Annotated in this window: 27 protein-coding genes and 1 riboswitch; of the genes, 5 read left to right on the forward strand and 22 right to left on the reverse strand. The window is 68.2% G+C overall.

Annotated elements, in window-relative coordinates; genetic code table 11:
- Nucleotides 1-15: 15 nt before the first annotated feature.
- The gene (locus ACYVJ8_RS09740; RefSeq protein WP_460711794.1) at nt 16-1,038 is read left to right on the forward strand and encodes a patatin-like phospholipase family protein; all 1,023 of its coding nucleotides are present in this window, start codon (nt 16-18) and stop codon (nt 1,036-1,038) included.
- A gap of 10 nt (nt 1,039-1,048) precedes the next feature.
- Here ACYVJ8_RS09740 and thiL read toward each other — a convergent pair whose 3' ends face one another.
- The 9 genes from thiL to glyA form a co-directional block, all read right to left on the reverse strand.
- Nucleotides 1,049-1,999, reverse strand: a complete 951-nt coding sequence (gene thiL / locus ACYVJ8_RS09745; RefSeq protein ID WP_460711796.1) for a thiamine-phosphate kinase — start codon at nt 1,997-1,999, stop codon at nt 1,049-1,051.
- A 27-nt stretch (nt 2,000-2,026) separates the two neighbouring features.
- Nucleotides 2,027-2,488 (reverse strand): transcription antitermination factor NusB, encoded by a 462-nt coding sequence (nusB, locus tag ACYVJ8_RS09750; protein ID WP_460711798.1) that lies wholly within the window; start codon nt 2,486-2,488, stop codon nt 2,027-2,029.
- A complete protein-coding gene (gene ribH, locus ACYVJ8_RS09755; RefSeq protein ID WP_460711800.1) occupies nt 2,485-2,952 on the reverse strand; it encodes a 6,7-dimethyl-8-ribityllumazine synthase in 468 nt (155 codons plus the stop codon). The genes nusB and ribH overlap by 4 nt, the downstream gene beginning before the upstream one ends.
- Nucleotides 2,953-3,054: 102 nt before the next feature.
- Entirely contained in the window at nt 3,055-4,179 is a 1,125-nt protein-coding gene (gene ribB, locus ACYVJ8_RS09760) for a 3,4-dihydroxy-2-butanone-4-phosphate synthase (protein WP_460711802.1), read from the reverse strand.
- Complete coding sequence (locus tag ACYVJ8_RS09765; protein WP_460711804.1) at nt 4,176-4,787, reverse strand: riboflavin synthase; 612 nt, start codon at nt 4,785-4,787, stop codon at nt 4,176-4,178. Before ACYVJ8_RS09765 ends, ribB begins: the two co-directional genes overlap by 4 nt.
- A gap of 128 nt (nt 4,788-4,915) precedes the next feature.
- A riboswitch (FMN riboswitch) is annotated at nt 4,916-5,104 on the reverse strand.
- 104 nt (nt 5,105-5,208) lie between these two features.
- Complete coding sequence (locus tag ACYVJ8_RS09770) at nt 5,209-5,958, reverse strand: class I SAM-dependent methyltransferase (protein WP_460711806.1); 750 nt, start codon at nt 5,956-5,958, stop codon at nt 5,209-5,211.
- A gap of 53 nt (nt 5,959-6,011) precedes the next feature.
- Nucleotides 6,012-7,100 carry a bifunctional diaminohydroxyphosphoribosylaminopyrimidine deaminase/5-amino-6-(5-phosphoribosylamino)uracil reductase RibD gene (ribD, locus tag ACYVJ8_RS09775; RefSeq protein WP_460711808.1) on the reverse strand — a complete coding sequence of 363 codons (1,089 nt, stop codon included), beginning with the start codon at nt 7,098-7,100 and terminating at the stop codon, nt 6,012-6,014.
- A 5-nt stretch (nt 7,101-7,105) separates the two neighbouring features.
- Nucleotides 7,106-7,624, reverse strand: coding sequence for a transcriptional regulator NrdR (gene nrdR, locus ACYVJ8_RS09780; protein WP_460711810.1), 519 nt, complete (start codon nt 7,622-7,624; stop codon nt 7,106-7,108).
- A 32-nt stretch (nt 7,625-7,656) separates the two neighbouring features.
- Nucleotides 7,657-8,925: a serine hydroxymethyltransferase gene (glyA, locus tag ACYVJ8_RS09785; protein WP_460711812.1), complete on the reverse strand. Its 1,269-nt coding sequence runs from the start codon at nt 8,923-8,925 to the stop codon at nt 7,657-7,659.
- 276 nt (nt 8,926-9,201) lie between these two features.
- Here glyA and ettA point away from each other — a divergent pair, with 276 nt between their 5' ends.
- The 3 genes from ettA to pyrF all read left to right on the forward strand — a co-directional run bounded on the left by ettA (nt 9,202) and on the right by pyrF (nt 12,302).
- The gene (ettA, locus tag ACYVJ8_RS09790) at nt 9,202-10,863 is read left to right on the forward strand and encodes an energy-dependent translational throttle protein EttA (protein ID WP_460711814.1); all 1,662 of its coding nucleotides are present in this window, start codon (nt 9,202-9,204) and stop codon (nt 10,861-10,863) included.
- A gap of 125 nt (nt 10,864-10,988) precedes the next feature.
- Entirely contained in the window at nt 10,989-11,462 is a 474-nt protein-coding gene (locus ACYVJ8_RS09795; protein WP_460711816.1) for a cupin domain-containing protein, read from the forward strand.
- Between the two features lie 27 nt (nt 11,463-11,489).
- Complete coding sequence (pyrF, locus tag ACYVJ8_RS09800) at nt 11,490-12,302, forward strand: orotidine-5'-phosphate decarboxylase (protein WP_460711818.1); 813 nt, start codon at nt 11,490-11,492, stop codon at nt 12,300-12,302.
- Nucleotides 12,303-12,309: 7 nt separating this feature from the next.
- Here the strand turns inward: pyrF and ACYVJ8_RS09805 are convergent, their stop codons facing one another.
- The 13 genes from ACYVJ8_RS09805 to gspE form a co-directional block, all read right to left on the reverse strand.
- A complete protein-coding gene (locus tag ACYVJ8_RS09805) occupies nt 12,310-13,179 on the reverse strand; it encodes a glycosyltransferase family 2 protein (RefSeq protein WP_460711820.1) in 870 nt (289 codons plus the stop codon).
- Nucleotides 13,179-14,021, reverse strand: a complete 843-nt coding sequence (locus ACYVJ8_RS09810; protein WP_460711822.1) for a glycosyltransferase family A protein — start codon at nt 14,019-14,021, stop codon at nt 13,179-13,181. The genes ACYVJ8_RS09805 and ACYVJ8_RS09810 overlap by 1 nt, the downstream gene beginning before the upstream one ends.
- A 9-nt stretch (nt 14,022-14,030) precedes the next feature.
- Nucleotides 14,031-16,301 carry a type II secretion system secretin GspD gene (gspD, locus tag ACYVJ8_RS09815; protein ID WP_460711824.1) on the reverse strand — a complete coding sequence of 757 codons (2,271 nt, stop codon included), beginning with the start codon at nt 16,299-16,301 and terminating at the stop codon, nt 14,031-14,033.
- A gap of 9 nt (nt 16,302-16,310) precedes the next feature.
- Nucleotides 16,311-17,129, reverse strand: coding sequence for a type II secretion system protein XpsN (locus ACYVJ8_RS09820; protein WP_460711826.1), 819 nt, complete (start codon nt 17,127-17,129; stop codon nt 16,311-16,313).
- A complete protein-coding gene (gene gspM, locus ACYVJ8_RS09825; RefSeq protein ID WP_460711829.1) occupies nt 17,119-17,775 on the reverse strand; it encodes a type II secretion system protein GspM in 657 nt (218 codons plus the stop codon). The genes ACYVJ8_RS09820 and gspM overlap by 11 nt, the downstream gene beginning before the upstream one ends.
- Complete coding sequence (locus ACYVJ8_RS09830) at nt 17,756-18,922, reverse strand: PilN domain-containing protein (protein WP_460711831.1); 1,167 nt, start codon at nt 18,920-18,922, stop codon at nt 17,756-17,758. Before ACYVJ8_RS09830 ends, gspM begins: the two co-directional genes overlap by 20 nt.
- 50 nt (nt 18,923-18,972) lie before the next feature.
- A complete protein-coding gene (locus ACYVJ8_RS09835; protein WP_460712135.1) occupies nt 18,973-19,839 on the reverse strand; it encodes a type II secretion system minor pseudopilin in 867 nt (288 codons plus the stop codon).
- 5 nt (nt 19,840-19,844) lie between these two features.
- Nucleotides 19,845-20,486 (reverse strand): prepilin-type N-terminal cleavage/methylation domain-containing protein, encoded by a 642-nt coding sequence (locus ACYVJ8_RS09840; protein ID WP_460711833.1) that lies wholly within the window; start codon nt 20,484-20,486, stop codon nt 19,845-19,847.
- Nucleotide 20,487: 1 nt separating this feature from the next.
- Complete coding sequence (gene xpsI / locus ACYVJ8_RS09845) at nt 20,488-20,919, reverse strand: type II secretion system protein XpsI (protein ID WP_460711835.1); 432 nt, start codon at nt 20,917-20,919, stop codon at nt 20,488-20,490.
- Complete coding sequence (gene xpsH, locus ACYVJ8_RS09850) at nt 20,916-21,371, reverse strand: type II secretion system protein XpsH (RefSeq protein ID WP_460711837.1); 456 nt, start codon at nt 21,369-21,371, stop codon at nt 20,916-20,918. Before xpsH ends, xpsI begins: the two co-directional genes overlap by 4 nt.
- A 65-nt stretch (nt 21,372-21,436) precedes the next feature.
- Nucleotides 21,437-21,886: a type II secretion system protein GspG gene (locus ACYVJ8_RS09855; RefSeq protein ID WP_460711839.1), complete on the reverse strand. Its 450-nt coding sequence runs from the start codon at nt 21,884-21,886 to the stop codon at nt 21,437-21,439.
- A gap of 222 nt (nt 21,887-22,108) precedes the next feature.
- A complete protein-coding gene (gene xpsF, locus ACYVJ8_RS09860) occupies nt 22,109-23,326 on the reverse strand; it encodes a type II secretion system protein XpsF (protein WP_460711841.1) in 1,218 nt (405 codons plus the stop codon).
- A gap of 1 nt (nt 23,327) precedes the next feature.
- Entirely contained in the window at nt 23,328-25,049 is a 1,722-nt protein-coding gene (gspE, locus tag ACYVJ8_RS09865) for a type II secretion system ATPase GspE (RefSeq protein ID WP_460711844.1), read from the reverse strand.
- Between the two features lie 137 nt (nt 25,050-25,186).
- Here gspE and ACYVJ8_RS09870 point away from each other — a divergent pair, with 137 nt between their 5' ends.
- Nucleotides 25,187-25,849 (forward strand): helix-turn-helix transcriptional regulator, encoded by a 663-nt coding sequence (locus ACYVJ8_RS09870; RefSeq protein WP_460711846.1) that lies wholly within the window; start codon nt 25,187-25,189, stop codon nt 25,847-25,849.
- The last annotated feature ends 61 nt before the right edge of the window (nt 25,850-25,910 follow it).

The following is a 25,910-nucleotide window of genomic DNA, read 5'->3' on the forward strand; positions in this document are numbered from 1 at the left end:
AAACCCGTGTTTTTCATGTCCACCCGCGCCCGTCCGTTGTCCTTCCTCGCCGCCTTTTCCCTGACCTTGCTGTTGGGCGCCTGCGCCAGCGGCGGCGACAGCCGGCCCACGCCGGAGGCGATCGCGCCCAAACCCGTGCCGGTGCCGGTCAAGCCGATCCGGATCGGCATCGCCCTCGGCGGCGGCGCGGCCAAAGGCTTCGCCCACATCGGCGTGATCAAGATGCTGGAGGCCAACGGCATCGTTCCCGACGTCGTGTCCGGCACCAGCGCCGGCAGCGTGGTCGGGGCGCTGTACGCCAGCGGCATGGACGCGTTCCAGATGCAGAAGACCGCCTTCGGCCTGGACGAAGCGGAGATCCGCGACGTCAGCCTGTTCTCCGGCGGCGTGGTGAAGGGCCAGAAGCTGCAGGACTACGTCAACCAGCTCGTCGCCAACCGCCCGATCGAACGGATGAAGAAACCCTTCGCCGCGGTGTCGACGCAACTGGAGACCGGCGAGCGCACCGTATTCACACGCGGCAACACCGGCCAGGCGGTGCGCGCGTCCAGCAGCATCCCGGGCGTGTTCGAGCCGGTGGTGATCGGGCAGAAGCACTACGTGGACGGCGGCGTGGTGAGCCCGGTGCCGGTGGATGCGGCGCGTCAGCTCGGCGCCGACTTCGTCATCGCCGTGGATATTTCGACCAAGGCCAGCGGCAAGAATCCCGGCAGCCTGCTCGGCACGGTCAATCAGTCGATCACGATCATGGGCCAGAAGCTCGGCCAACAGGAGCTGACGCGCGCGAACATCGTGATTCGTCCGCTGGTGAGCGACATCGGCCCCGCCGATTTCGAGCAACGCAACAACGCGATCCTGGAAGGCGAGCGCGCCGCACTGGCGGCCATGCCGCAGATCCGCGCGCAACTGGCGAAGCTGCGCGCCGATCGTCTCACCGCTGCTCAGCCGCGCGAGCCGGTGAAGGTACCGGAACCTTGCAAGCCGGCACGCTTCGGTGGCCTGTTCGGCAAGAAGTGCGAAGGCTCGGAGAAGGATTGAGCCCGAAAGCTCAAAAGTGCACGTAGCCCGTGTGTGACGGCAGCCACTCGCTGCCGTCGCTGTGCAGCGCGCGCACGCGCTCGCCTGGCACCACGCGTCCGATGCGGGTGATCGCCGTGGCGGTGTCCGCTGCAATGCCGGCGATCGCATCACGTGCACCCTGCGGGGCGGTGAAGCACAGCTCGTAATCGTCGCCGCCGGTAGCCTGCAAAGACTCTCGACGCTGCCTATCGAACACCGCTGCCAGCTCGGGTGAAACAGGCAGCGTCTCCAATTCGATCTGTGCACCGACATCGCTGGCGGTGCATAGGTGCTGCAGATCGGCGAGCAGCCCGTCGGAGACGTCGATGCAGGCATGCGCAAGGCCTGCGATGCGCGCGCCGATGGCAAGCCGCGGCGTCGGCCGATCGAGACGATCGCGCAGCGCCGCGTTCACGACCGCGCCGCTTCGCCATTGCGCCAATGCACCGGCCGCCTCGCCCAGCATGCCGGTAACCCACACGTCGTCGCCGGCGATGGCACCGCTGCGGCGCAGGACACGCCCGGGTTCGACGAAGCCGTGCACGGTCACGCTGACGGACAAGGGACCACGTGTCGTGTCGCCACCCACCAACGCGACGCGATGCCGCGCGGCGAGATCGAGGAAGCCGTCGAGGAAGCCATCCACCCACCTTGCGTCGCCCGAAGGCAGCGACAGCGACAAGGTGCACCACGCCGGCTCCGCGCCCATCGCGGCCAGGTCGGACAGATTGACCGCCAGCGCCTTCCAGCCGATATCGGCCGGCGCGGTGTTGTCGGGAAAGTGGACGCCGCAGTTGAGCGTGTCCATGGCGACGACCAACTGGCGCCCGGCCGGAACCTGCACGATCGCCGCGTCATCGCCGATGCCCAGCACCACATCCTCGCGCGTCGGCACGCGACTGCGGATCAGCTCGATGAGATCGAACTCGCGTTCGGACACGCGGCCTCCGGCGCCGGAGCGCTACTGTCAGGGCTTGCGGCTGGCGTGGAACTCCACCGCGCGCCACTCCGCCGCGGCGTGGTCGAGCACGCCGTTGACGTAGGTATGGCCGTGTTCGGAGCCGAAGCGCTTGGCGGTTTCGATCGCCTCGTTGATCACCACGCGGTATGGCACGTCGCGGCGTTGGCGCAACTCGTAGGCGGCGATGCGCAGCACCGCGCGTTCGATCGGGTCGACCTGTTCGATGTCGCGATCGAGGAACGGGGCGAGCGCGGTGTCCAGTTCTTCGCAATGCTTGTCGACGCCGCGGACCAGGTCCTCGAAGTATTCGAGGTCGGCGACTTCGTGCGCCTGCTCGTGGGCGAACTGCGCGATCACCTCGGGCGCGCTGGCGCCCGACATCTGCCAGGCGTACACCGCCTGCAGCGCACGGCGGCGGGCGCGCGAGCGGGCGACCGGATCGATTCCGTCGGAACGGCGGCGATTCATGGCAGTTGCTCCATCAGTTGCGCCATCTCCAGCACGACCAGCGCGCACTCCTCGCCCTTGTTGCCGTGGCTGCCGCCGGCGCGCGCTTGCGCATCTTCGAAGCGGTCAACGGCGAGCACGCCGTTGGCGACCGGCACGCCATGGTCGAGAGCGACGCGCATCAGGCCGTCGGAGCAGCCATCGGCGACCTGCTCGTAGTGACGGGTATCGCCGCGCACCACGCAGCCCAGCGCGATGATCGCGGCATGCGTGCCCTTGCGCGCCAGCGAGCGGGCCGCCAGCGGCAACTCCCAGGCACCCGGCACGCGGATCACGTCGACGGCGTCTTCGCCGACGCCGTGCTCCGCGAAGGTGCGGCGGGCACCGGCGACCAGCGCATCGGTGATGCGCGGGTTCCAGCGGCTGGCGATGATCGCGAAGCGGGCGCCGGGCGCGGCGCGCATATCGCCTTCGTAATGGGGCATGGGGTGGGTTCTCTAAGGGGGGCGCAGTTTACCGCGTCGCCGCGACCGCGGCCGCGACGAGGCGGATGTCGGTGCGGCAAGCGTGGCTAGGCGGGGCCTGCCTCAGTGCGGCAATTCCACGTATTCGGCCACTTCCAGGCCGAAGCCGGCCAGGCCGATCTGCTTGCGCGGCGTGCCCAGCACACGCAGCCGGCCCAGGCCGAGGTCGGCGAGGATCTGCGCGCCCGCTCCGTTGCGGCGCCACTCGGCCAGTGCGTGGCCGCGGCTTGGACGGGCCTCCTGCGCGGCCGGATCGGCATCGGGCTGCGCGCGCACGCGGGCCAGCAGTGCATCGGCGTCGGCGTGGTCGCCCAGCAGCACCAGGGCGCCGCGACCTTCGCGGTCGATCGCCGCCAGCACGTCGCCGACCGCGGGGCCGAAATCGGCGCGGCGCCAATGCAGCGCATCGGCCAGCGGGTTCTGCACGTGCACGCGCACCAGGGTCGGCGTGACGGCATCGACTTCACCGCGAACCAGCGCGAAGTGCAGCGCGCGGCTGAGGCGATCGCGGTAGCTCACCAGGCGGAAGGCGCCGTGCTCGGTATCGATCTCGCGTTCGTCGACGCGCTCGATGGTGTGCTCGGTGGCGAGGCGGTAGCGGATCAGGTCTTCGATCGAACCCATCTTCAGGCCGTGCTCGCGCGCGAACGCTTCGAGCTCCGGGCGGCGCGCCATCGAGCCGTCGGGATTGAGGATTTCCACCAGCACGCCGGCCGGTTCCATCCCCGCCATCAAGGCCAGGTCGCTGGCTGCTTCGGTGTGGCCGGCGCGATTGAGCACGCCGCCGGGCTGCGCCATCAGCGGGAAGATGTGGCCGGGCTGGCTGAGATCGGCCGCGCTCGCATCCGGACGCACCGCCGTGCGCACGGTATGCGCGCGGTCGTAGGCGGAGATGCCGGTGGTGACGCCTTCGGCCGCTTCGATCGACACGGTGAAGTTGGTGTGATGCGGCGAAGTGTTGTCGCGCACCATCGGCGGCAGGCCCAGCTGCCTGCAGCGCTCGCGCGTCAGCGACAGGCACACCAGGCCGCGCGCGTGCGTGACCATGAAGTTGATGTCCTGCGGACGGACCAGTTCGGCGGCCATGATCAGGTCGCCTTCGTTCTCGCGGTCCTCGTCGTCGACGATCACGACCATGCGGCCGGCGCGGATTTCTTCGAGGAGTTCGGGGATGGGGGAAAAGCTCATGACTGCACCTGTGCGCTACGTTCGCCAAGCAGCCGCTCCACGTAACGGGCGACCAGATCGATTTCGAGATTCACCGCATCGCCGACCTTCGTTACCGCGAACGCCGTATGCGAAACCGTGTGCGGAATCAGCGCGACATCGAAACCTTCGTCGTCCACCTCGTTGACGGTCAGGCTGACGCCGTCGACGCAGATCGAGCCTTTCTTCGCGATGTAGCGCAGCAACGCGGCCGGCGCGGCGAAGCGCCAGCGCTGCGCGCGGGCATCCTCGGCGATGGCAAGCACGCGACCGACGCCGTCGACGTGGCCGCTGACCAGATGGCCGCCGAGGCGGTCGGTGGGACGCATCGCGCGTTCGAGGTTGACCTGCGCGCCCGCGTGCAACGTGCCCAGCGTAGTTAGCGCCAAGGTCTCGGTGGAGGCGTCGGCGGCGAACGATGCCGCATCGAACTCGATCACGGTCAGGCAGACGCCGTTCACCGCTATGCTCTCGCCCAGCTGGACGGCGTCGAACGGCAACGAGCCGACGTCGACCTTCAGGCGGACGTCGCCGCCGCGAGACTCCAGCGACGCGATGCGGCCGACGCCTTCGATGATGCCGGTGAACATCAGCGCACCTCCATCATGGAGAGCGCGCGGTGACAGCAGTGGCAATGGGGCATGCGAACGTTTCCCGCAGAGTTAGCGAAAAACGCCCCAAGGCATGAGGCACACGCACGGCACGAATGCCATGCGGAGGCCGTCTTCTTTCATCCGGACTGTGGGCGTTCCGGCGGACCGGATCGCTTGAACCGTCGGCTCCGGCATTCGACCGGATCTGCTGACCCTCCGCTGCACTGGAGGCGCTCGCGGGCTCGTGCTCGGGGTCCGTGGGACCTGTCGCACCTACCGCCGGTGGGGAATTTCACCCCGCCCTGAAGACGTTACGAATTGTGTTGCCGGCGAACCGGCGCGCGAATTCTAGCATTCGGGGTTTCGAGCCCCGGCCCTACGCGCGTGGAACGCTGCGTAGGGCTGGCTCCGACCCGCCCTACTTCCGCCGCAAGTGCACGAACAGCGGCCAACGGATGGTGCGAGCGTCGTCCGGTTCGCCCCAGGCAGCCGCCAGCGCCGGCGCATGGCGCGCCACAGGGTCCTCGCCCAGCTCGGCGCGACAGCGCGCCGTGGCCGACATGCTGGTCAGATAGCGCAGGAAATGCGGCAGGGTCCATTCCGCTTCCAGCCACAGCGAGGGGGCCGGCAGGGCCGGGAACGGCCACTCGAAATCCGTGTATTGCGCATCGACGAGCGCGCGTTCGGGCGGCCAGTACGGCTCGATCAACGCGCGAAAACCGGCGACCTCGTCCACCATGCCTTCCGGCGGGAGGAAGTCCCCGTAACCCCACGCGGCCAATACGCCACCGGGCGCCAGCACTCGCTCGCATTCGCGGAAGAACGCATCACGATCGAACCAATGCAGGGCCTGGGCGACAGCGATCAGCTGCACGCTCGCATCGGCCAGCGTGGTGCGTTCGCCCGGTTCCACCGCAACGTCGACGTTCGCCGCGCCTGCCTGCGCCCAATGCTGCGCGATCTGCTGCGCGCTGGGATCGGCCGCATGCACGTGGGCAAAGCGCGCCGCCAATCCGCGCGTGGCCTGGCCACTGCCGCAACCGGGTTCCCAGACGTGCGCGTTGGAGGGGATCTGTGTGGCGATCAGGTCGAACAAGGCATCCGGGTATTCGGGACGCGCCGCGGCGTACGCATCGGCGACGCCGGAGAAGTGATCCTTGAAGGCCATGCGGGTTCTCCCGACGGGGGCTCACCCGGTGCAGGCGTTCACTGCACCGTTCTTCACTCAGCGCGCGGTTGCAGCAGCAGACGCACGTCGTTACCGATGCGCCGCGACTCCACGATGTTGAGATTGAGGCGCTGCGTCATCTCGTCGATATGCAGGCCATCGAACAGCGGGCGCGCGCGGTCGCCCAGCAGCACCGGCGCCACGTACAGCAGGATCTCGTCGACCAGGCCGGCCGCCAGGAATGCGCCGGCCAGCGTCGCGCCGGCTTCGATCTGCACTTCGTTGATCTCGCGCGCGGCCAGCAGCTTGAGCACGGCCTCGAGATCGAAGCGGCCGTCGTGCACCGTCACGGGCGCGGTCTGGGCGTCGATGCCACGCGGCGGCTTGGCGTCGGGCGCGTGCAGGTAGAGCGTGGGCGCATCGCCCTCGCGTACGCGGCCGCGAGCGATCGTCGCCAGACCCGGATCCAGCACCACGCGCAACGGCGGCACGAAGGCCGTACCGTCATCGAAGCGGACGGTCAGGCTCGGATCGTCCATCAGCACGGTGCCGGCGCCGGTAAGGATCGCTCCGGCGCGCGCGCGCCAGCGATGCACATCGACGCGCGAGGCTTCGCCGCTGATCCACTTCGACTCGCCGCTGGCAAGCGCGCTGCGGCCATCGAGACTGGTCGCCAGCTTCACCCGCACCCACGGCCGTCCGCGCTCGATGCGCGACAGCCAGCCGCGGTTGAGCGCACGCGCCTGCGGCTCCATCAGACCGCTTTCGACCGCGATGCCGGCGGCCTTCAGCTTCTCGAAACCGGCACCGTCGACCTGCGGAAACGGATCGCGCATCGCCGCGACCACGCGCGACACGCCCGCGGCGATCAGCGCATCGGCACAGGGACCGGTCTTGCCCACGTGCGCGCACGGTTCGAGCGTGACATAGGCGGTCGCGCCCTTCGCGCGCTCGCCCGCGGCCTGCAACGCGATGATTTCCGCGTGCGGCCCACCGGCTTGCATATGAAAGCCCTCGCCGACGACGACATCGCCCTGCGTCATCACGCAGCCGACCATCGGGTTGGGCCGCGTCGTGTAGGCGCCGCGCTCGGCCAGGCGCAATGCGCGCGCCATCATCAGGTGATCGGCACTGCTGAACATGGTGTTCACCGCTTGCGGCTCTTGGTCGGCGGCGGCTCGTCCTCGATCAGCGGCAGCTGGCCTTCGGTAGCGTTGTCGTGTTCGAGGCGATCCAGCACCTCGCGGAAATCGGCCACGTCCTCGAACGCGCGGTACACCGAGGCGAAGCGCACGTAGGCGACGTGATCGAGCTTGCGCAATTCCGCCATCACGTATTCGCCGACCCGGCGCGAATCCAGCTCGCGTTCGGCGGTCATGCGCAGGTGATGGACGACGGCGCGCACGGCGGTTTCGATCTGTTCCTCCGACACCGGCCGCTTCTGCAGCGCGCGGTCGAAGCCGGAGCGCAGCTTGCGCGCGTCGAAGGCCTCACGCCGGCCGTCGCTCTTGATGATCAGCGGCAGCTTCAGCTCGATGGTTTCCAGCGTGCTGAAGCGCTCGCCGCAGGCCTCGCAGACCCGGCGACGGCGGATGGTGGCGCCGTCGTCGGAAACGCGCGAGTCGATCACGCGGGTGTCGATGTGCTGGCAGAAAGGACAGTGCATCGGGTGGCGATCTCCTTTCCGGTGTCGTCAGTTCAGCCGTAGACGGGGAACTGCTTGCACTGCTTGGTCACGTTCTCGCGCACGCCGGCGATGACCTTGTCGTCGTTCGGGTGGTCGAGCACGTCGCAGATCCAGTTGGCCAGCGCCACGCAGTCGGCTTCCTTGTAGCCGCGGGTGGTGACGGCCGGGGTGCCGATGCGCAGGCCCGAGGTGACGAAAGGCTTCTGCGGGTCGTTCGGCACGGCGTTCTTGTTAACGGTGATGTGGGCCTTGCCCAGCGCCTCTTCAGCCGCCTTGCCGGTGATGCCCTTGCCGATCATGTCGACCAGCATCAGGTGGTTCTGGGTGCCGCCGGAGACGATCTTGTAGCCGCGCGAAATGATGGTGTTCGCCATCGCCTGCGCGTTCTTCACCACCTGCTGCTGGTAGGCGGTGAATTCCGGCTCCAGCGCTTCCTTGAACGCCACGGCCTTGGCCGCGATCACGTGCATCAGCGGACCGCCCTGGATGCCCGGGAACACGATCGACTGCAGCTTCTTCTCGATCTCCTCGGCCTTGTCGCCCATGCCCTGCTTGCCGGCAACGATGATGCCGCCGCGCGGGCCGCGCAGGGTCTTGTGCGTGGTCGAGGTGACCACGTGCGCGTGCGGCACCGGGTTCGGGTACGCGCCCGCGGCGACCAGGCCGGCGACGTGGGCCATGTCGACGAACAGATAGGCGCCGACCTTGTCGGCGATGGCGCGGAAGCGCGCCCAGTCGATCACCTGCGAATAGGCCGAGAAGCCGGCGACGACCATCTTCGGCTTGTGCTCGACGGCGAGGCGTTCGACTTCGTCGTAATCGATCAGACCCTGGTCGTTGACGCCGTACTGCACGGCATTGAGCAGCTTGCCGGAGATGTTGACCTTGGCGCCGTGGGTCAGGTGGCCGCCGTGGGCCAGCGACATGCCCAGGATGGTGTCGCCCGGATTCAACAGGGCGAAGTACACGGCCTGGTTGGCCTGCGAGCCCGAATGCGGCTGCACGTTGGCGTAGTCGGCGCCGAACAGTTGCTTGCAGCGGTCGATCGCCAGCTGCTCGGCGATGTCGACGTATTCGCAACCGCCGTAATAGCGCTTGCCCGGGTAGCCCTCGGCGTACTTGTTGGTCAGCTGGCTGCCCTGGGCTTCCATCACGCGCGGGCTGGCGTAGTTCTCCGAGGCGATCAGCTCGACGTGGTCTTCCTGGCGGCGGTTCTCGTTGGCGATGGCCTGGGCGAGTTCGGGATCAAAACCTTCGATACGGGCGTCACGCGGGAACATCGGAACTCCGGCGGGGAATGGGATGGGCGAAGCGGCAAGTTTAACGGGCATTTCGCCCGCGCTTTAATTCCAAAGCTGTCCTTCTCTCCGCACGGCGGGGAGAAGGTGCCCCGAAGGGGCGGATGAGGGGCGCGCGAAGCGCGACTGAGGAGCCCTCGGAACCGAGGGAGCCCGTATAATTCCGCGATCCCGTTTCCCCTGGCCCCTGCCCCGCGCAGGCCGCCGCCGTCTGCCCCAGCGGCCCGGCGGGCGAAGCCGCTTCGACCGAGAGCCCCGATGCAATACATCTACACCATGAACGGCGTCAGCAAGACCGTGCCGCCGAAGCGCCAGATCATCAAGGACATCTCGCTGTCCTTCTTCCCCGGCGCGAAGATCGGCCTGCTCGGCCTCAACGGCGCCGGCAAGTCGACCGTGCTGAAGATCATGGCCGGCGTCGACCACGACTTCGTCGGCGAAGCGCGTCCGCAGCCGGGCATCAAGGTCGGTTACCTCGCACAGGAACCGCAGCTCGACCCGACCCACACCGTCCGCCAGGCCGTGGAAGTGGGCCTGGGCGAGATCATCAACGCGCAGGCCGCGCTCGATGCCGTCTACGCCGCTTACGCCGAAGAAGGCGCGGACTTCGACAAGCTCGCCGCCGAACAGCAGCGCCTGGAATCCATCCTCGCCGCCGGCGACGCGCACACCCTGGAAAACCAGTTGGAAGTCGCCGCCGACGCGCTGCGCCTGCCGCCGTGGGAGGCCGTGATCGGCAACCTGTCCGGTGGCGAGAAGCGCCGCGTCGCGCTGTGCCAGCTGCTGCTGCAGAAGCCGGACATGCTGCTGCTCGACGAACCGACCAACCACCTCGACGCCGAATCGGTCGAATGGCTGGAGCAGTTCCTCGCCCGCTACACCGGCACCGTGGTGGCCGTGACCCACGACCGCTACTTCCTCGACAACGCCGCCGAGTGGATCCTCGAACTCGACCGCGGCCGCGGCATCCCGTGGAAGGGCAACTACACCGACTGGCTGGTGCAGAAGGACGAGCGCCTGAAGCAGGAAGAGAACCAGGAAAAGTCGCGCCAGAAGGCCATCCAGAAGGAACTCGAGTGGGCCCGCCAGAACGCCAAGGGCGGCCGCTCCAAGGGCAAGGCGCGCCTGGCTCGCATCGATGAGCTGCAGTCGGTCGACTACCAGAAGCGCCAGGAAACGAATGAAATCTTCATTCCGCCGGGCGAACGACTGGGCAACAAGGTCATCGAGTTCAAGAATGTCAGCAAGAAGTTCGGCGACCGCCTGCTGATCGACGACCTGTCGTTCTCGGTACCGCCGGGTGCCATCGTCGGCATCATCGGCCCCAACGGCGCCGGCAAGTCGACGCTGTTCAAGATGATCATCGGCAAGGAAAAGCCCGACACCGGCACGATCGAAACCGGCCAGACCGTGAAGCTGGCCTACGTCGACCAGAGCCGCGACGCGCTGACCGGCAACCACAACGTGTTCCAGGAAGTCTCCGGCGGCCTGGACATCCTCAACATCAACGGCATCGAGATCCAGTCGCGCGCCTACATCGGCCGCTTCAACTTCAAGGGCCAGGACCAGCAGAAGATGGTCGGCACGCTGTCGGGCGGTGAACGCGGCCGCCTGCACATGGCCAAGACCCTGCTGCAGGGCGGCAACGTGCTGCTGCTCGACGAACCGTCGAACGACCTGGACATCGAAACCCTGCGCGCGCTCGAAGACGCGCTGCTCGAATTCCCGGGCAACACCTTCGTGATCTCGCACGACCGCTGGTTCCTGGATCGCATCGCCACGCACATCCTCGCCTTCGAAGGCGACTCGCACGTGGAGTTCTTCCAGGGCAACTACCGCGAGTACGAAGAAGACAAGAAGCGCCGCATGGGCGCGGAAGGTGCGGCACCGCATCGCCTGCGGTTCAAGGCGCTTAAGTAAGGCGGGCATGCCCGCCTTGGCATTGGCGCGCTCGCGCAAATGCGCGAGCGCCATTGCCGGTGCGTCATCCCCGCGTGCTTTAGGCGGGGATCCTGGGACTTTGTTGTTGCGAAGAGATAATCGCCATGTCCGAATCCCGCCCCACCGCCATCGACGCCAACGAAGTCTCGCCGCGCACCGGCTCCGGCTATCCCGAGCCCTATGCATCGCGCGTCGCCGCACGTGCGAAGCGCGTGCTGGGCAATGCCTTCGGCCTGACCGCCTTCGGCGTCAACCTCACGCGCCTGCCGCCCGGCGTCGGTTCGGCATTGCGTCACGCGCACGCCCACGAAGACGAGTTCGTCTACATCCTCGAAGGCACGCCGACGCTGATCACCGACGCCGGTGAAACGCCGCTGCAGCCCGGCATGTGCGCCGGCTTCCCGGCCGGCACCGGCGACGCGCACCACCTGGTCAATCGCAGCACCACCGACGTCGTGTATCTGGAAATCGGCAGTCGCTATCCTGGCGAAGCGGTGGAATATCCCGACGACGACCTGGCCGGGCGTACCGTTGACGGGCAGTGGCGCTATTTCCACAAGGACGGCCGCCCGTACTGACGGTGTCCGCTTGAACGAGGATCGACGATGAGCTTCATGCACGCACTGCGCTCCCGCTGGCACCAGGCCGACTCGCTGGTCTGCGTCGGACTCGATCCGGAACCGGCGAAGTTTCCCGCGCAGTTCGCCCACGATCCCGACGCGGTCTTCAACTTCTGCCGCGCGATCGTCGACGCCACCGCGCCCTACGTGTGCAGCTTCAAGCCGCAGATCGCACACTTCGCCGCGCTCGGCGCGGAAGATGCGCTGCAGCGGCTGATCGCACACATCCACGCCCTGCATCCCGGCGTCCCGGTGATCCTCGACAGCAAGCGCGGCGACATCGGCAGCACGGCGCAGCATTACGCCGCCGAGGCCTTCGATCGCTACGGCGCCGATGCGGTCACCGCGAATCCCTATCTCGGCCGCGACTCCGTGCAGCCCTTCCTCGACCGCGCCGACCGCGGCGTGGTGATCCTGTGCCGCACCTCCAACCCGGGTGCCGGCGATCTGCAGGACCTGCTCGTCGCCGGCCAGCCGCTGTACCAGCACGTCGCGGCCAAGGTCGCGAACGAGTGGAACGTGCACGGCAACTGCGCGCTCGTCGTCGGCGCGACGTGGCCGGACCAACTGCGCGAAGTGCGCCACATCGTCGGCGACGTGCCCTTCCTGGTCCCGGGTGTCGGTGCGCAGGGCGGCGATGTCGAAGCGGTGGTGAGCAACGCGAAGACCGCCGACGGCACCGGCCTGATCGTCAGTTCTTCGCGCGCGATTCTGTACGCGTCGAACGGCGCGGACTTCGCCGAGGCGGCGGCGCAGGCGGCAAAGTCGCTGCGCGATGAGATCAATCGCTACCGCTGAGGTCGGCTCAATTGCGCGCTGCCGCGCGCATTACCGCCAGCGGGAAGCGCGCCCAGATCGCCGCGAACACCGCCGCCCGCAGCCACCTGCCCCGGCGCGCGGACTCGAACTTGCGGAAGTAGCGCCACAGGCCGCGGTGCTTGTGCCACTCCACGAACAGCGGCCGCGAACGCGACGACACGCCGCGAATGTGTACGACGCGCACGTCGTTGGCGACTGCGACCAGCGCGCCCGCATTGCGCGCGCGGCGGCACAGATCCAGATCCTCGGCGTGCAGGCGGTAACCGGTGTCGAATCCGCCGAGGCGTTCGAACAGCGCGCGCGGCAGCATCATCAGCGCACCGGAGATGGCATCGACGGGCTGGAGCGCCTGCCCGTCGTCGACGGCGATGCCCAACCGCGTGGCCGCTCCGCCGCGCGATAGCGACGACAGCATCGCCGCGAAATCCGGATCGTGGCGCCGCGCGGCCGTATCGCGGACGCCCATCTCGTCGACGAGGTCCACGCCGAGCACGGCCTCGCGTCCCGCCGCCTCCGCCCGTGTCCGCAGCCGCGCGAGCGTGTCGGCTTCGACCAGGCAATCGGGATTGACGAAGGCCAGCCAGCGCACGTCGTTCAGGTCGGCCAGGTCGGCCGCGCCCTGGTTGCACGCGACCGCGAAGCCGGGGTTGTCGGGATTGGCGATGAAATGCACCCGCGTATCGCGCATGGCGTGGCGCTGCACGATGTCCATCGTCTCGTCGTCGGAGCCGTTGTCGACGACGCGGATCGCCGCCACGCCTTCCGCCGCGCACAGGCGCCGCAGGCAGTCGTCGATGGTCTCGGCGCTGCGATAGCTGACGACGATTGCGGCGATGTCGGCTGTCGTGGACGGCATCATGAAAACAGATCGCCCTGTGCATCGGGCGGGCCCAGTGTGGCGAGGAGATATTCGAACCGTTCGCGCGTGGCGCGCAGCGGATCGTCCATCAGGAAGTGCGCGACGCGCGCATGCCAGGCCGGCCAACGCGCGGCGATCGCGTCCAGGTCGCCGTCACAGGGAGTGCCCTCGCGCTGCCGCGCGACGACGGCGGTATCGCACAGCACGTTGCGCCAGCCCAGGCCGGAGAAGCGCAGCGACAAGTCGATCAACGCGGCATACCACGAGCCGTAGCTGGCGACATCGAGGCCGCCCGCGCGTTGCCGCGCGCTGCCACGCAGCAGTACGGCATGCGTCAGCGCCGTCGGCAATTCCGGCAACGAGCCCGGCAAGGCCGCGGCCGCGCGCGAGTAACGCTCGATATCCGCAGGCGGATCGTTGATCTCGCCGATGCGCGGGAACGATGCGGTCTCGCCGGCATTGCTCCACGGCGTGGCCGAAGCGATCGCGCCGTCGGCGCGCAGGCAGGCGGATAGGCGCGTCAGCCAGCCGGGCAGCGGCATCGCATCGCTGGCCAGCACGGCGACGTCGGCGTCACCGCAGGCCTTGAGCGCTTCGTCCAGATGTGCCGCTTCGCCGACGCTGCGCTGCCGTCGCGTGTAATGCGCCTGCAGGCCGGTACTCGCGACCCAGCGTTCGATGATCGCGTGGCCGCGCGGGCCGCATTGCGCGTCGTCGGCCAGCCAGATGCGCGTTGCGGGCGGCGTGTGCGCATCCAGCGCAGCCAGGCAGGCGTCGAGCGATTCGTCGTCGACGCCTACCGGCACGATCACGATGGGAAGCGCGTCAGCAGTGGACATGCCCCGCGACTACTTCCTCGGATCGCGCGGCTTGCGTTGCAGCGGCTCCATCGCGCGGAAGCGGGCGCCGTATTCGTCGGTGAGGTCGCGCGCTTCCTGCGGATTGCGGATGACGGTCGGCGTCAGCAGCACGATGGTTTCGTTGCGCTGCGTGGTCGAACCCTGCCGGCCGAACAGTCCGCCGATGATCGGAATGCGGCTCAGGCCCGGAAAGCCCGACGCGCCGCGCGTCACGCCATCGTCGATCAGGCCGGCGAGCATCACCGTGTCGCCCGATTGCACCGCGGCCTCGGTCTTCAGCTTGCGCGTGTCGATGCGCACGTTGCCGTTGACGTCGGGCGTGCCCGTGGGCGCGCTGATCTCCTGCACGATGTCGAGGAAGACCATGCCGTCTTTGCTGATGCGCGGACGCACCTTGAGGATGGTGCCGGTATCGAGGTACTGCACCTGGCTGATGGTGTTGGTGGTGCCGGCGGTCGGATTGACCGTCACCGACGAGATCGGGATGCGGCTGCCGACGTTGAAGGTCGCCTCGGCGTTGTTGCGCACCACCACCGAGGGCGTCTGCAGCAGCTGCACGTCGGTGACCTGATCGAGCGCGCTGATCACCGCGGCAGCATTGCGGCCGAGGAAGGTCCACGCCATGCCCGGCGAGATGCCGGCCGGATTGCCGGTGGCGCCGGCGATGCTACCGGCGAGTTGGCTCCAGGTCGTGCGGCCGACTGCGCTGGGCAGGCCGGCATCGGTCACCGCGCGTTCGAAGTACCAGTTCACGCCGTAGCTCAGGTCGCCCTTGAGCTGCACCGTCGCGACCTGTGCCTCGATGTGCACCTGCATCGGCATCACGTCCAGGCGCGCGATCACGTCCTTGATCGACTTCCACGCCGACGGCGTGCTGCGCACCAGCAGCGAGTTGCTTTCCTCCACCGCCGACACGCCGACGCGGTCGCCGTTGACGTCGAGCGTCACCGCCGCGTTGCCGCTCTGGCGCTGGCCCAGCGACAGCTCGCCGCCGGTGCTGCCGCCCATGCCGGAGCTACCCGTATCGCTGCTGCCGCCGCCCTTGATGTCGGCGGTGCTGCCGCCGCTGGCGTTGTCCTGCAGTTCCACCGACTCCAGGCCCGGCATCAGCGTCGGCGAACCGGTCGAGCTGCCATTGCCGCCGCGGCCGCCGCCGAATACTTCCGACAGGCGATCGGCCAGGTCCTTCGCCTTGATGTACTTCAGTTCGTACGAATACAGCTGGACTTCGCTGCCCGCGCTGTCGATGCGGTCGAGCCACTCCTGGATGTCGTCGAGATAGCTCGCCTGCGGCGTGATCACCAGCACCGCATTGGCACCGTCCAGCGGCATGAAGCGGAACATGCCGGCGACCGGCGACTTGCTCTGCTCGCCGAAGACCTTCTCCAGATCGGCGACGACCTTGTTGGCCTTGCCGGAGGTCAGCGGGAACACGCCGACCGACATGCCCGACAGCCAGTCGACGTCGAAGATCTCGATCGTGCGCAGGTAGTTCTCGAGTTCGGCGCGCGTGCCGGCGATGCTGATGACGTTGCGCGCGTTGTCGACGTTGACCACGGCGTTCGGGCGCGCGTACGGCTTGAGCACCTTCTCCATCTCGGTGGCGGAGATGTAGCGCAGCGGCACCGTGCGCACTTCGTAGCCGCGCGCCAGCGAGGGCGCGCCGGTACGCGGCGCGACCGCACCACTGGCGAGCGCCTGGTCGGCGGGCACGATGTTGTAGCGGCCGCCGCTGTAGATCAGGCGGGCGTTGTTCCAGCCCAGCACCATTTCCAGCAGGTTGAGCGCCTCGGCCGGACTGACCGGCTTGGGCGTGCCCAGCGTCACCGTGCCCTGCACGCCCGGCGCGATCACGTAGTTCTGTCCGAGCATGTCGCCGAGGATGGCCTTGACCACCGCGTGCAGCGACTCGCCTTCGAAGTTGAATGTCGCGCCGCCACCCGTCGCGGGCAGCACCGGCGGCGGCGCCGCGGCGGCTTCGCGATTGATCACCTGGCCGCTGCCGCGGCGGATGCGCGGACGCGGGCCCTGATCGTCCTCGGGCAGCGGTTGCGCGGCGCCGACGCCGGTCGCGCCGGGCTTGGGCGGCGTCGTGGTGGTAGTTCCCGTAACCGACGACGTACCTGCCTGCTCGTGCAGGGTGCGCGGGTCGGCGTCGCGGCGAACACTGGCGACGGGCGGCGTGGCGCAGGCAACGAGCGCCAGCGCGACAGCGGCGGCGATGGTCGCATTGACGGCGGAATACGGTTGACGATTCATGCGAGCGACCTATTTGACCGGCGGTTTCTGTTGCTGTTGCAGGGCTTCCTGCCTGAGTTGCGCGCGACGCGCTTCGATGCGCTTGCGGATGGCTTCCATCTGCGCCTGCTCCGTCATCGGCTGGTTCGGTTCGGCGCGGTTCGGCGTCGCCGGCGATGCGTTGGCGGCATTGCTTGGCGCAGGCGCCGGTGCCGGCGCGATCACCGGCGACGGCTGCGGCCCGGCCGTGTCCGGATTCGACGGACTGGCCTGGCCCGGAGGCGCGGGCAATCCCTGCGGCCTTGGCGTCGCATCGGTCTTGGTGACCGCGGTGGGTGCTTCGCCACCGACGCCGTTGAAGACGCGCAGTTCGAGGCGGCGTTCGCCTTCGGGACCGATGAAGACCGCGCTGCGCGGATCGAGCGACTGCAGACGCCAGCTCGGCAATGCGTCGGCCGCTTCGCCCAACTTGATGCGCAGCGGCGGGCTGCTGTTGTCGGGCGCCTGGATGATCGCCATCTTGAAGGTCGGCGTGATCATCACGCTGGTGAGCACGTAGTCGAAGGACTTCGCCTGCTCTTCGCCCTGCGGCTGCAGCGAGAACGGGTGCGGCTGGCGATCGTCGGCGAACAGCGGACGGTTGGCGATCTCGCTGTACTGCGTCAGCGGTCCCAGGCGTTCGGGTGCAGCCTTCGGCAATACCGGCAATGCGCGCACCAGCCCCGCGTCGTCGGGCAGCTTGGCGATGCGCCCGCCCATGCCGAACAACGCCAGCACCAGACACACCAGTGCCCAGGCCGCGGTGGTCGCGAGCAGCCAGGTGCGGGGGCTGGCGTTCTCAAAGCGCATCGTCGTCCTCTCCGAGCGTGGGCGTTGCACCCGCGCGTCGCGGAGCCGCCGGTGCGGCATTCGGAGGCAGATAACCGTACAGGTCGAAGCTCACGTCGAGCCCGCCCTGCGCGCCGCTCTGACCCGGATTGAAGAAGATGCGCTGGCCGAGCACGTTGAGATTGCCGACGAACAGGCGCGGCGCGCCGCCTTCGAGCGAATGCAGCACGTTGGCGAGCTCGGGCGTGCCGCAACGCAGGCGCACCTGCACGGTCACGCGCGGGTATTTCTCGCGTTGCGGTTCCTGCAGCGGCGAACGATTGGTGATCTCGCACGCGCGGCGGCCCGGGCTGGCCTGCGACACGACGGTTTCCAGGCGCTGCACCAGCGCGGCCGTGGCGAGTTCGGGGCTGCGCTCGGGGAGGAAGCCCGGCGTACGCGCCAGCGTCGCGCGCGCCTGCTGCAACCGCTGCCCGACCTGCGGCGCCTGCTGGATCTCCATGCGCAGGCGCAGTTCGCGCTCGCGTGCGGTTTCGATGCGATCGCCGACGTCGCGCATCGGCACGCTGAACCACGGATGGATCAGCACGCCATAGGCGAGTGCCAGTGCGACCAGCAGCAGGCCGAGTGCGAGCCAGCGGTCGCGATCACTCACCGGCGCTTGCACCAGGCGTCTCCTTGTTGGCGGGCCCGATTTCAGCGGTCAGGGTGAAGCGGTCCTTGTGCGTGGTCGGATCGGTCTGCAACGCACCGGCCAGCGCCGGCGAACGCCACAGCTTGGAATCCTGCAGGCGGCCGATCAGCGCGGGCGCTTCGTTGCTGAGGCCGATGAGGGTCAGCCGGTTGTCCTCGATGGCGAGCTTTTCCAGGTACGTGCCGTCGGGCAGGCGCCGGCTGAGTTCGTCGATCACTTCCACCGCGGTCGGATAGGCGGCACGCGTGCGCTGCAGGAAGGCCTGGCCTTCGATCAAATGGGTGAGCTCCTGCCGTTGCGCGGCGGCGCGGCGCGCGGGACCGGCCTCGCGGGCGATCTCCGCATCGAAGCTATCCGCGGCAGCGCGGCGGTTCTGCAGGACCAGCCACAGCGTCAGGCCGACGGCCACGACGGCCACCGCGGCGAAGGCGATGTTCCAGGTGCGCCACGGATCGCGCGTGCGCTCCCGCTGCGCCGGCGGCAGCAGATTGATCTGCAGCGGCACGCCTTCGGGACCGGCGACGTCGATGCCCGCAAGCAAGGGCGCGACCGGCCCGAGCGCGGCCAGATGCGGCGCCAGCGCGACGCGCGGCACCGCGACCAGTTCGGCATCGATCGGGCCGTCGCCTTCGCGGCGGGCGATCACTCGCGCGTCGTAGGCCACGGCATCGGCGGTAAACGGGGTCTGGCGTTCGATTTCGAAACCGACCACGTCGCGCAGCCGCTCCACCGCCGCCGCAGGCAGCGGCAACCGGCGCCGCAGCGAACTACCCGCGGGCAGCAGCAGCCAGCGCGGGAGGTCCGACAGGCGTGTGTCCAACACCGGCTCCAGCGGATCGGTGCCCATTTCGAAATTTTCGAGCGTGGGCAGGCTGCCCAGCTCCAGGATCTCGTCGCCGCGCTGCAGGCGCAGGCGCAACACCTCGCCTTCCACGAGCAGGAGCACGCGGCCGCGATCCATCCCGAGCAGTTGCCGCAGGCGCGGCGGCAGCCAGGAGGCCAGCGCATTCCACCACCACGACAGAAAGCCGCCCGTGCCCGACCGGAGCGAGGAACCGCTCACCCGGGCACCGAAACGGCTTAGACGGTCCTGCAACCGTCCTGCTGCAGGTGTGCTCATCGTGGCGACGCTCCTTCCTCCACTACTGGCTGATGAATGCAACAGGCCATTCAGTCCCCGGCCTGCCAACGCAACGGTGTGTAGGCCATGCCGGGCATCGACCCGCCCGCACGTACCACGGCCCGCAACACCGCTTCGCGACGATCTGCCAGCCGCGCGCGGCTTTCAATACTATACGTGCCGCTGGTGCCGCCCACGAGCGCGCTGCCGTCGGGCAAGGCCGGCGGCGGCTGCCCGGAACCGGGCGTCCAGCGTTGCCTTTGCGCAACTACTGCGGCACCGTCCATGCCCATCGCATCGAGCACCTCGGTCGAAGCGAACGCAGGGTCCGGCCGGGCGCGGCCACTGAAGACGGTCACGTGCGGCGCCATCCGAGCATAAAGCTCCGGCGTGAAGCCCAAGACCTGCTCGAGTTCGGCCACGCTCTCGAACTCGGCGTCCTTGGCGCCGTAGGGCAAGCCGGCGCTGGCGTAGTCGCTGTCCTCGCCGCCGCCCGCCGGCTGCGACAGGCTGTCCGGATCGCGCCAGTCGATGATCGCGGCCGCCAGCTGCGTCGCCTTCTGCTGATCAACGCCGAAGCGACGGAGGAACTCGGTCAACAAGGTCAGATCCGCCTGGTTGAGGTCGATCTTGCCGTTCTCGTCGATGATCTTCACCTCGACGTCGGCGCCGGCGTAACGCCAGCGATGCGTGCGTCCGTCGGGCAGCCATTGCTGGCGCGGATCCGAGGCGGCGACACGCGTCATCGCGTACTCGATGCCGGCGCGTGCCGCGTTTTCGGCGACCAGTCCGCGCACCTGCACGCGACCTTGCAGATGCTCGGTGCGGGCGATCAGCGCGAACGCACCGACCAGCGCCGCGAGCAGCATGATCAGCCACATCACCAGCAGCAGCGCGACACCGCGTTGGCGAGCAATGCGGTTCATTGCGTCACCGGCAAGGCTGCACCCGTCGTGGTGATCGCCGCGAGCGGCAAGGCCACGACCAGCGGGGGCCAGGTCTGATCGTTGCCGTCGGTGATCGTGATCTCGACCAACAGCGGCAACTGCTCGCCGTTTTGCCACTGCTCCTGCCATTCGCCCATGCCGCCTTCGGGCGCATAGCTGCGGTAGCGGAAACGCGCGGACTTCAAGCCTTCGACCAGCACTTCGGGCGGCCTGGGCTGTTCTTCCTCGATGGTCTGCCCCGCCAGCACCATGTTGAGCGCGAGCGTGATGCGTTCGCCGCCTTCGTCGATGGTGAAATCGTGCAGATACGGCCCGCCCCGTCCCAGGTAGTCCGGCAGATCGGCGACGAAGCGCATGCGATCGCGTTCGCCGATGAAGCGCATGGCGGCACCGGAGCTGGTATCGAAACCGAATGGAATCGTGCGCGCGGCTTCCAACCGGTGCCGCAGGAAATTCTCCACCGCACGCACGCGCTCGCTCTGCGCCGCCATGCTCTCGCCGCGTTGCGCCGTCTTGGTGGCCGCGCCGAGCGTGGCGAACGCGAGCGTCAGCCCCGCGGCCAGCAGCACCGTGGCGATGAGCACTTCGATCAAGGTGAAGCCGCGTGCGCGCCGCATGTCAGCCCCCAGAGTCCAGGCCGGCGGGCACGACCCGCAGGGTGCGCAGCAGCAGGCGCTGGCTCGGACCGCCGTCGCCCCATTCGATGCCCAGCCGTACTTCGAACAGCGTGGGTGCCCCCGGATCCAACGGAGCGTCCGCACGCCGGGCCGGGTCGTTCCAGCGCTGGATGTCGATCGCCCAGCGATAGCGGCCATCGTCGAATTCGCCGTTGCGGGACCCGGGCTTGATCGCCTCGCCCACGCCCACCTGCGCCATCAGCGACTGCGCATACATGGCCGCACGACCGGCGTCGGCGGAACCGCGCACCTGCCGCGCCGCGCCCGACAGCGAGCCCAGCAGCAGGGTCAGCGCCGCCGCCAGCAAGGCGAAGGCGACGATGACCTCGATCAGGGTGTAGCCGCGCTGGCGAATACGGAGGCTGCGGCTCATCGTTCGACCTCGCCGCGCCGCAGCCGCACTTCGCCGGTCAACCAGGTGACGTCGATGTTCATCGCCGCCTTCTTCGCGCTGAGCTGCACGCGGCCACCGGTGGAAGCACCATCGGGGAAGAACACGATCGCGCCCTCACCACGCCGCGGCTGCACTTCGCGCGCGCCGGTGAAGCGGATGCCGAGTTTCTCCGGAATTTCGCCATGCCGGTTGTTCGGTGCGGTCCAGGTGCGCTGCTGCGGATCGATGGTGAAGCGCTGCGGCTTGCCGGTCGCGATCGCCTGCGTGCGCGTATAGCGCAACTGCGCGACCAGCTGCTTGGACTCGCTGCGCAACTGCACGCCGGCGAAGCCGCCGGTGAGCGCACCAGCCGCGAGCACGCTGATGATCGCCAGCAAGGCGATCACCAGCAGCATTTCCAGCAATGAGACGCCGCGGATATTGCGTTGCATCTTCCGCCTCATGCGCCATCGACCCATCGTCGCAGCCGGGTTATCGCAGACGATTCCCCGGGGTCTTATTGGTATTTGAAGTCGGCGTCGGTGCTCGTGCCGCCCGGCTTGCCGTCCTTGCCCAGGAAGATCAGATCGAAGTCGCCGCTTTCGCCGGGCACGCGGTATTCGTACGGGTGGCCGAACGGATCCTTCAATTCCGCCGCCTTGGCATACGGGCCCAGCCAGCCATTGGCGTCGCCCGGGGCGGTCACCAGTTCGTCCAGCGAATTCGGCAGCCGGCCGGTATCCATGCGGAACGACTCGACCTTGCCGGCCAGCGTCTGCACCGCCGACTTGCCGAGGTTGTAGTCGCCGCGATCCTTGCCGCCGATGACGCGGCTGCCCACGAACGTCAGCACCGCGCCGATCAGCACGATCACGATGATGATCTCGATCAGGCTCATGCCGCCCTGCCGGCTGGCGGCGGAGGAACGCGGAGTCGAACGCCTGTGAGTCGAACGCAGCTTGCTCATGATGGAATTCCGATAGGAGTTTTCAGGAAGCCGGGCCCGCGGCTGTTGGGGTCAGTGTAGAGCGGTGTGTGTTGGGTTAGATCAAAACCGATGGCTTCGTATGAGTTTGGTTGCCATCCCTGGCGCGAGGACGCGGGCTTCGGGACGTCCGGCCCGGGCATCCATGCCCGGTCGTTCGCGGCCGCAGCCGATGCCGATAGGGCATCGGCTGAGCGCGACCGCTCACCCGATCGATCCCGTCAGGTCGTACAGCGGCAGCAACACCGACATCACCACCACGCCGATCACCGCCGCCAGAACCACGGTCACTACCGGAACCAGCGCGGCCAGCATGCGATCCAGGCTCAGCGCGGTTTCCTGCTCGAAGGTCTCGGCGGCCTTGACCAGCATCGCGTCGAGCGCGCCCGACTCCTCGCCCACCGAGATCATCTGCAGCGCCAGCCGCGGGAAACGCTTGCCGCGCGCCAACGCCGTCGACAGGGCCACGCCGTTCTTCACTTCTTCCGCAGCAGCTTCGACATCGGCGGCCAGGACCCGGTTCCCCAGGACGTTGCGGCCGATGCCCAGGGCCGTCAGCAAGGGCACGCCGTTGCGCACCAGCGTGCCCAGCGTGCGCGCCAGCCGCGCCGTTTCGATCTTCGCGACCAGCGCGCCGGCGAACTTGCGCTGCAGCAGCCAGGCGTCGAAGCGCTCCCTGAATGCGGCCTCGCGACGCTTGCGATCCAGCCACCACAGCCCCGCGGCCGGAACCGCCAGCAGCAGCACCCACCAGTCGCGCACGAACATGCCGATTCCGAGCACGATCTTGGTGAACAACGGCAGCTCGGCATCCAGGCTCTCGTACATCACCGCGAATTGCGGGACGACATAGCCCAGCAGGAACAGCAGGCTGAGGCCGACCATCGTCATCAGAATCGCCGGATAGATCAGCGCATTGATGATGCGCCCTTGCAGTTCGCGGGCGCGCTCCAGGTAATCGGCCAGGCGCGACAGGGTCTCGTGCATGCTGCCGCCCGCTTCGCCCGCTCGGACCATGTTGATGTAGAGCCGCGAGAACGTGCCGTGCTGCCGGTCCAGCGCCGTCGACAGCGCGCTACCGCCGCGCACCGCGTCGCGGATGTCGGTAATGGTGCGCTTGGCCGCCTCGTCCTCGGGCAGCTCGAGCAGGATGCCCAGCGCGCGATCCAGCGGCTGTCCCGCGCCGAGCAATGTGGCGAGCTGCTGGGTGAATTGCACCAGCCGCGCGCCGGCGAACGGCTTGGGCTTGAACAGCCCCTTCCACATCGACGCCCCGCGCGCTTCGCTGGCGAGTTTGGCTTCGACCGGCAGATGGCCCTGCTCCTGCAGGCGCGCGATGACCTCGGCACTGCTGGCGGCTTCCATCTGGCCGTCGAGCATTTCGCCGCGTGCGTTTAAGGCCTGGTAGTGGAAAAGAGGCATGCTACGCGTCCTCGGTGACCCGCAGCACTTCCTCGATGGTGGTTTCCCCCGCCAGCGCCTTGGCGATGCCGTCCTCGTACATGGTGCGCATGCCGTGCTGGCGCGCGATCTGCTCGATCTCGCCCATGCCGGCGTGGCGCATTACCGCGCGGCGCAGTTCGTCGTTCATCACCAGGAACTCCATGATCGTGGTGCGGCCGAGATAACCGGTCGGCGCGATCGACGAAGGTTTGGCGTGATAGAGATAGATCTCGCCCTCCGGCTGGTAGCGGCGCAAGCCGAACTTGGCGATCTCTTCCGGCGATGCGGGATAGCGTTGCGCGTGCGTCGGTTCCAGTTTGCGCACCAGGCGCTGGGCCAGGATCCCGTTGATCGTCGAGGTCAGCAGGTAATCCTCCACGCCCATGTCGAGCAGGCGGGTGATGCCGCCGCTGGCGTTGTTGGTGTGCAGCGTCGACAGCACCAGGTGGCCGGTGAGCGCGGACTGGATCGCGATGCGGCAGGTCTCCAGGTCGCGCATTTCGCCGATCATGATGATGTCCGGGTCCTGGCGGACGATCGAACGCAGCGCATGCGCGAAGTCGAGGCCGATCTGCGGCTTGGCCTGGATCTGGTTGATGCCTTCGATCTGGTACTCGACCGGGTCCTCGACGGTGATGATCTTCACGTCGGGCGTATTGAGCTTGCTCAACGCGGTGTACAGCGTGGTGGTCTTGCCCGAACCGGTCGGACCGGTCACCAGCAGGATGCCGTGCGGCTGATCGAGCACGTGCTGGAACTGCGGCAGGAAGTGGTCGGTAAAACCCAGCCGCTTGAAGTCGAACACGACCGTCTCGCGATCGAGCAGTCGCATCACCACCGATTCGCCATGCGAGGTCGGCATCGTACTCACGCGCAGGTCGAGTTCCTTGCCCTGCACGCGCAGCATGATGCGGCCGTCCTGCGGCAGGCGGCGCTCGGCGATGTTGAGCTTGGCCATGATCTTGACGCGCGAGATCACCGCCGCGGTGAGGTTGGCCGGCGGGCTCTCGCCCTCTTCCAGCACGCCGTCGATGCGGTAGCGCACCTTCAGCCGGTTTTCGAACGGCTCGATGTGGATGTCCGACGCGCGCAGTTCCACCGCGCGCTGGATGATCAGGTTCACCAGGCGGATGACCGGCGCTTCCGACGCCAGGTCGCGCAGATGCTCGACATCGTCGACGTCGCCGGCGCCCTCGCCTTCCGCGGTTTCCACGATCGCGCCCATCGCGCTGCGGCCCTGGCCGAACCAGCGCTCGACCAGATCGTCGATTTCCGAGCGCAGCGCCACCAGCGGACGCACCTCGCGCTGCGTCGCCAGGCGCACGGCGTCGAGCAGATACGCGTCCTGCGGATCGGCCATCAGCACATCGACCGTGCGCTCGGTTTCGGCGACGGGGCAGACATGGAACTGCTTCATGAACTTGCCGGTGAGCACGACGCCTTCCGGCGGCAGCTCCGGGGCATCCTTGGCGCTGACCAGCGGCAGATCCAGCACGCTGGCGACCGTTTCGGCGTGGTCGCGTTCGGACACCAGGCCCAGCCGCGCCAGCAGCGAGAGCAGGCTGCCGCCCGCCTCTTCCTGCAGGCGGCGCGCGCGGACGAGATCGGTGTCCTTCAGGCGGCCCTTTTCCAGCAAGGCAGCGACGATGCGCTCCTCGGTGCCCGGGTCGATGCTGGTGTCGTTGGCGACTGCCGCGTTCACTTCGTCCTGCCTGGACCGTGTTTCGGGATCCCCGACTTTAACAGCTGAAGGGGACAGTTCCGGTGGAGGCCCAACGCGCAAGGCGTGGCGCAACCGCGTACTCTCCCCGGCGTGGGGCATCCTTTTGGGGGAAGGATATGGCGACCGCCGAGCAGGCGACCCGGCCGATCGAGCGCCGGCTTCGCCGCGAACAGCATCCGGACCAGTTGCGCTGGATCGCGCAGGCGCGTTCGCTGGCGGCCGCGCTCGACCTGCTGCCGCAGCCGATCGTGCTGTTGCTGCCCGGCGATGAGCTGCGGGTCTGGCATGCGAACGCCGCCGCGCGCCATCGCCTGACCGCGCATCCGCATCTCAGCATTCGCGCCGGCGTGCTGCTGGCTGCGCCGGTGCATGCGGATGCGCTCGCCGCCGCCATCGAACGCGCCTGCGCACACGGCCCCGGCCAGGCGGAGGAAGTAGCGCTGCGGTCAGCGACCACGTCTGCAACGGTGCGCGTGCAAAAGCTCGACTTCGGTGCGAGCCGGGACCTGCCTGTGTCCACGGTGCTGATGCTCGAACTGCACGAGGCCGCGTCGGCCGAACGCAGCCTGCAGAAGCTGTGCACCGCGTACGGACTCACGCGCAAGGAAGCCGAAGCCGCGCTCGGCCTGTGCGCGATGGGGTCGGTGGACGAACTGGCGCGCTGCACCGGCAAGTCGGTGCACACCGTCCGCACCCAGCTCAAGGCGGCGATGCAAAAGACCTGCACGCACACGCAGGCGGGGCTGGTGGCGTTGGTGGCGCACCGGTCGGGCGCCTGATCCGACCGTCCGGCAGCGCCTACACCACGTGGGTGATGACGACCTTCGAAAGCGCGGCCTA

Source organism: Lysobacter terrae (assembly GCF_054782215.1).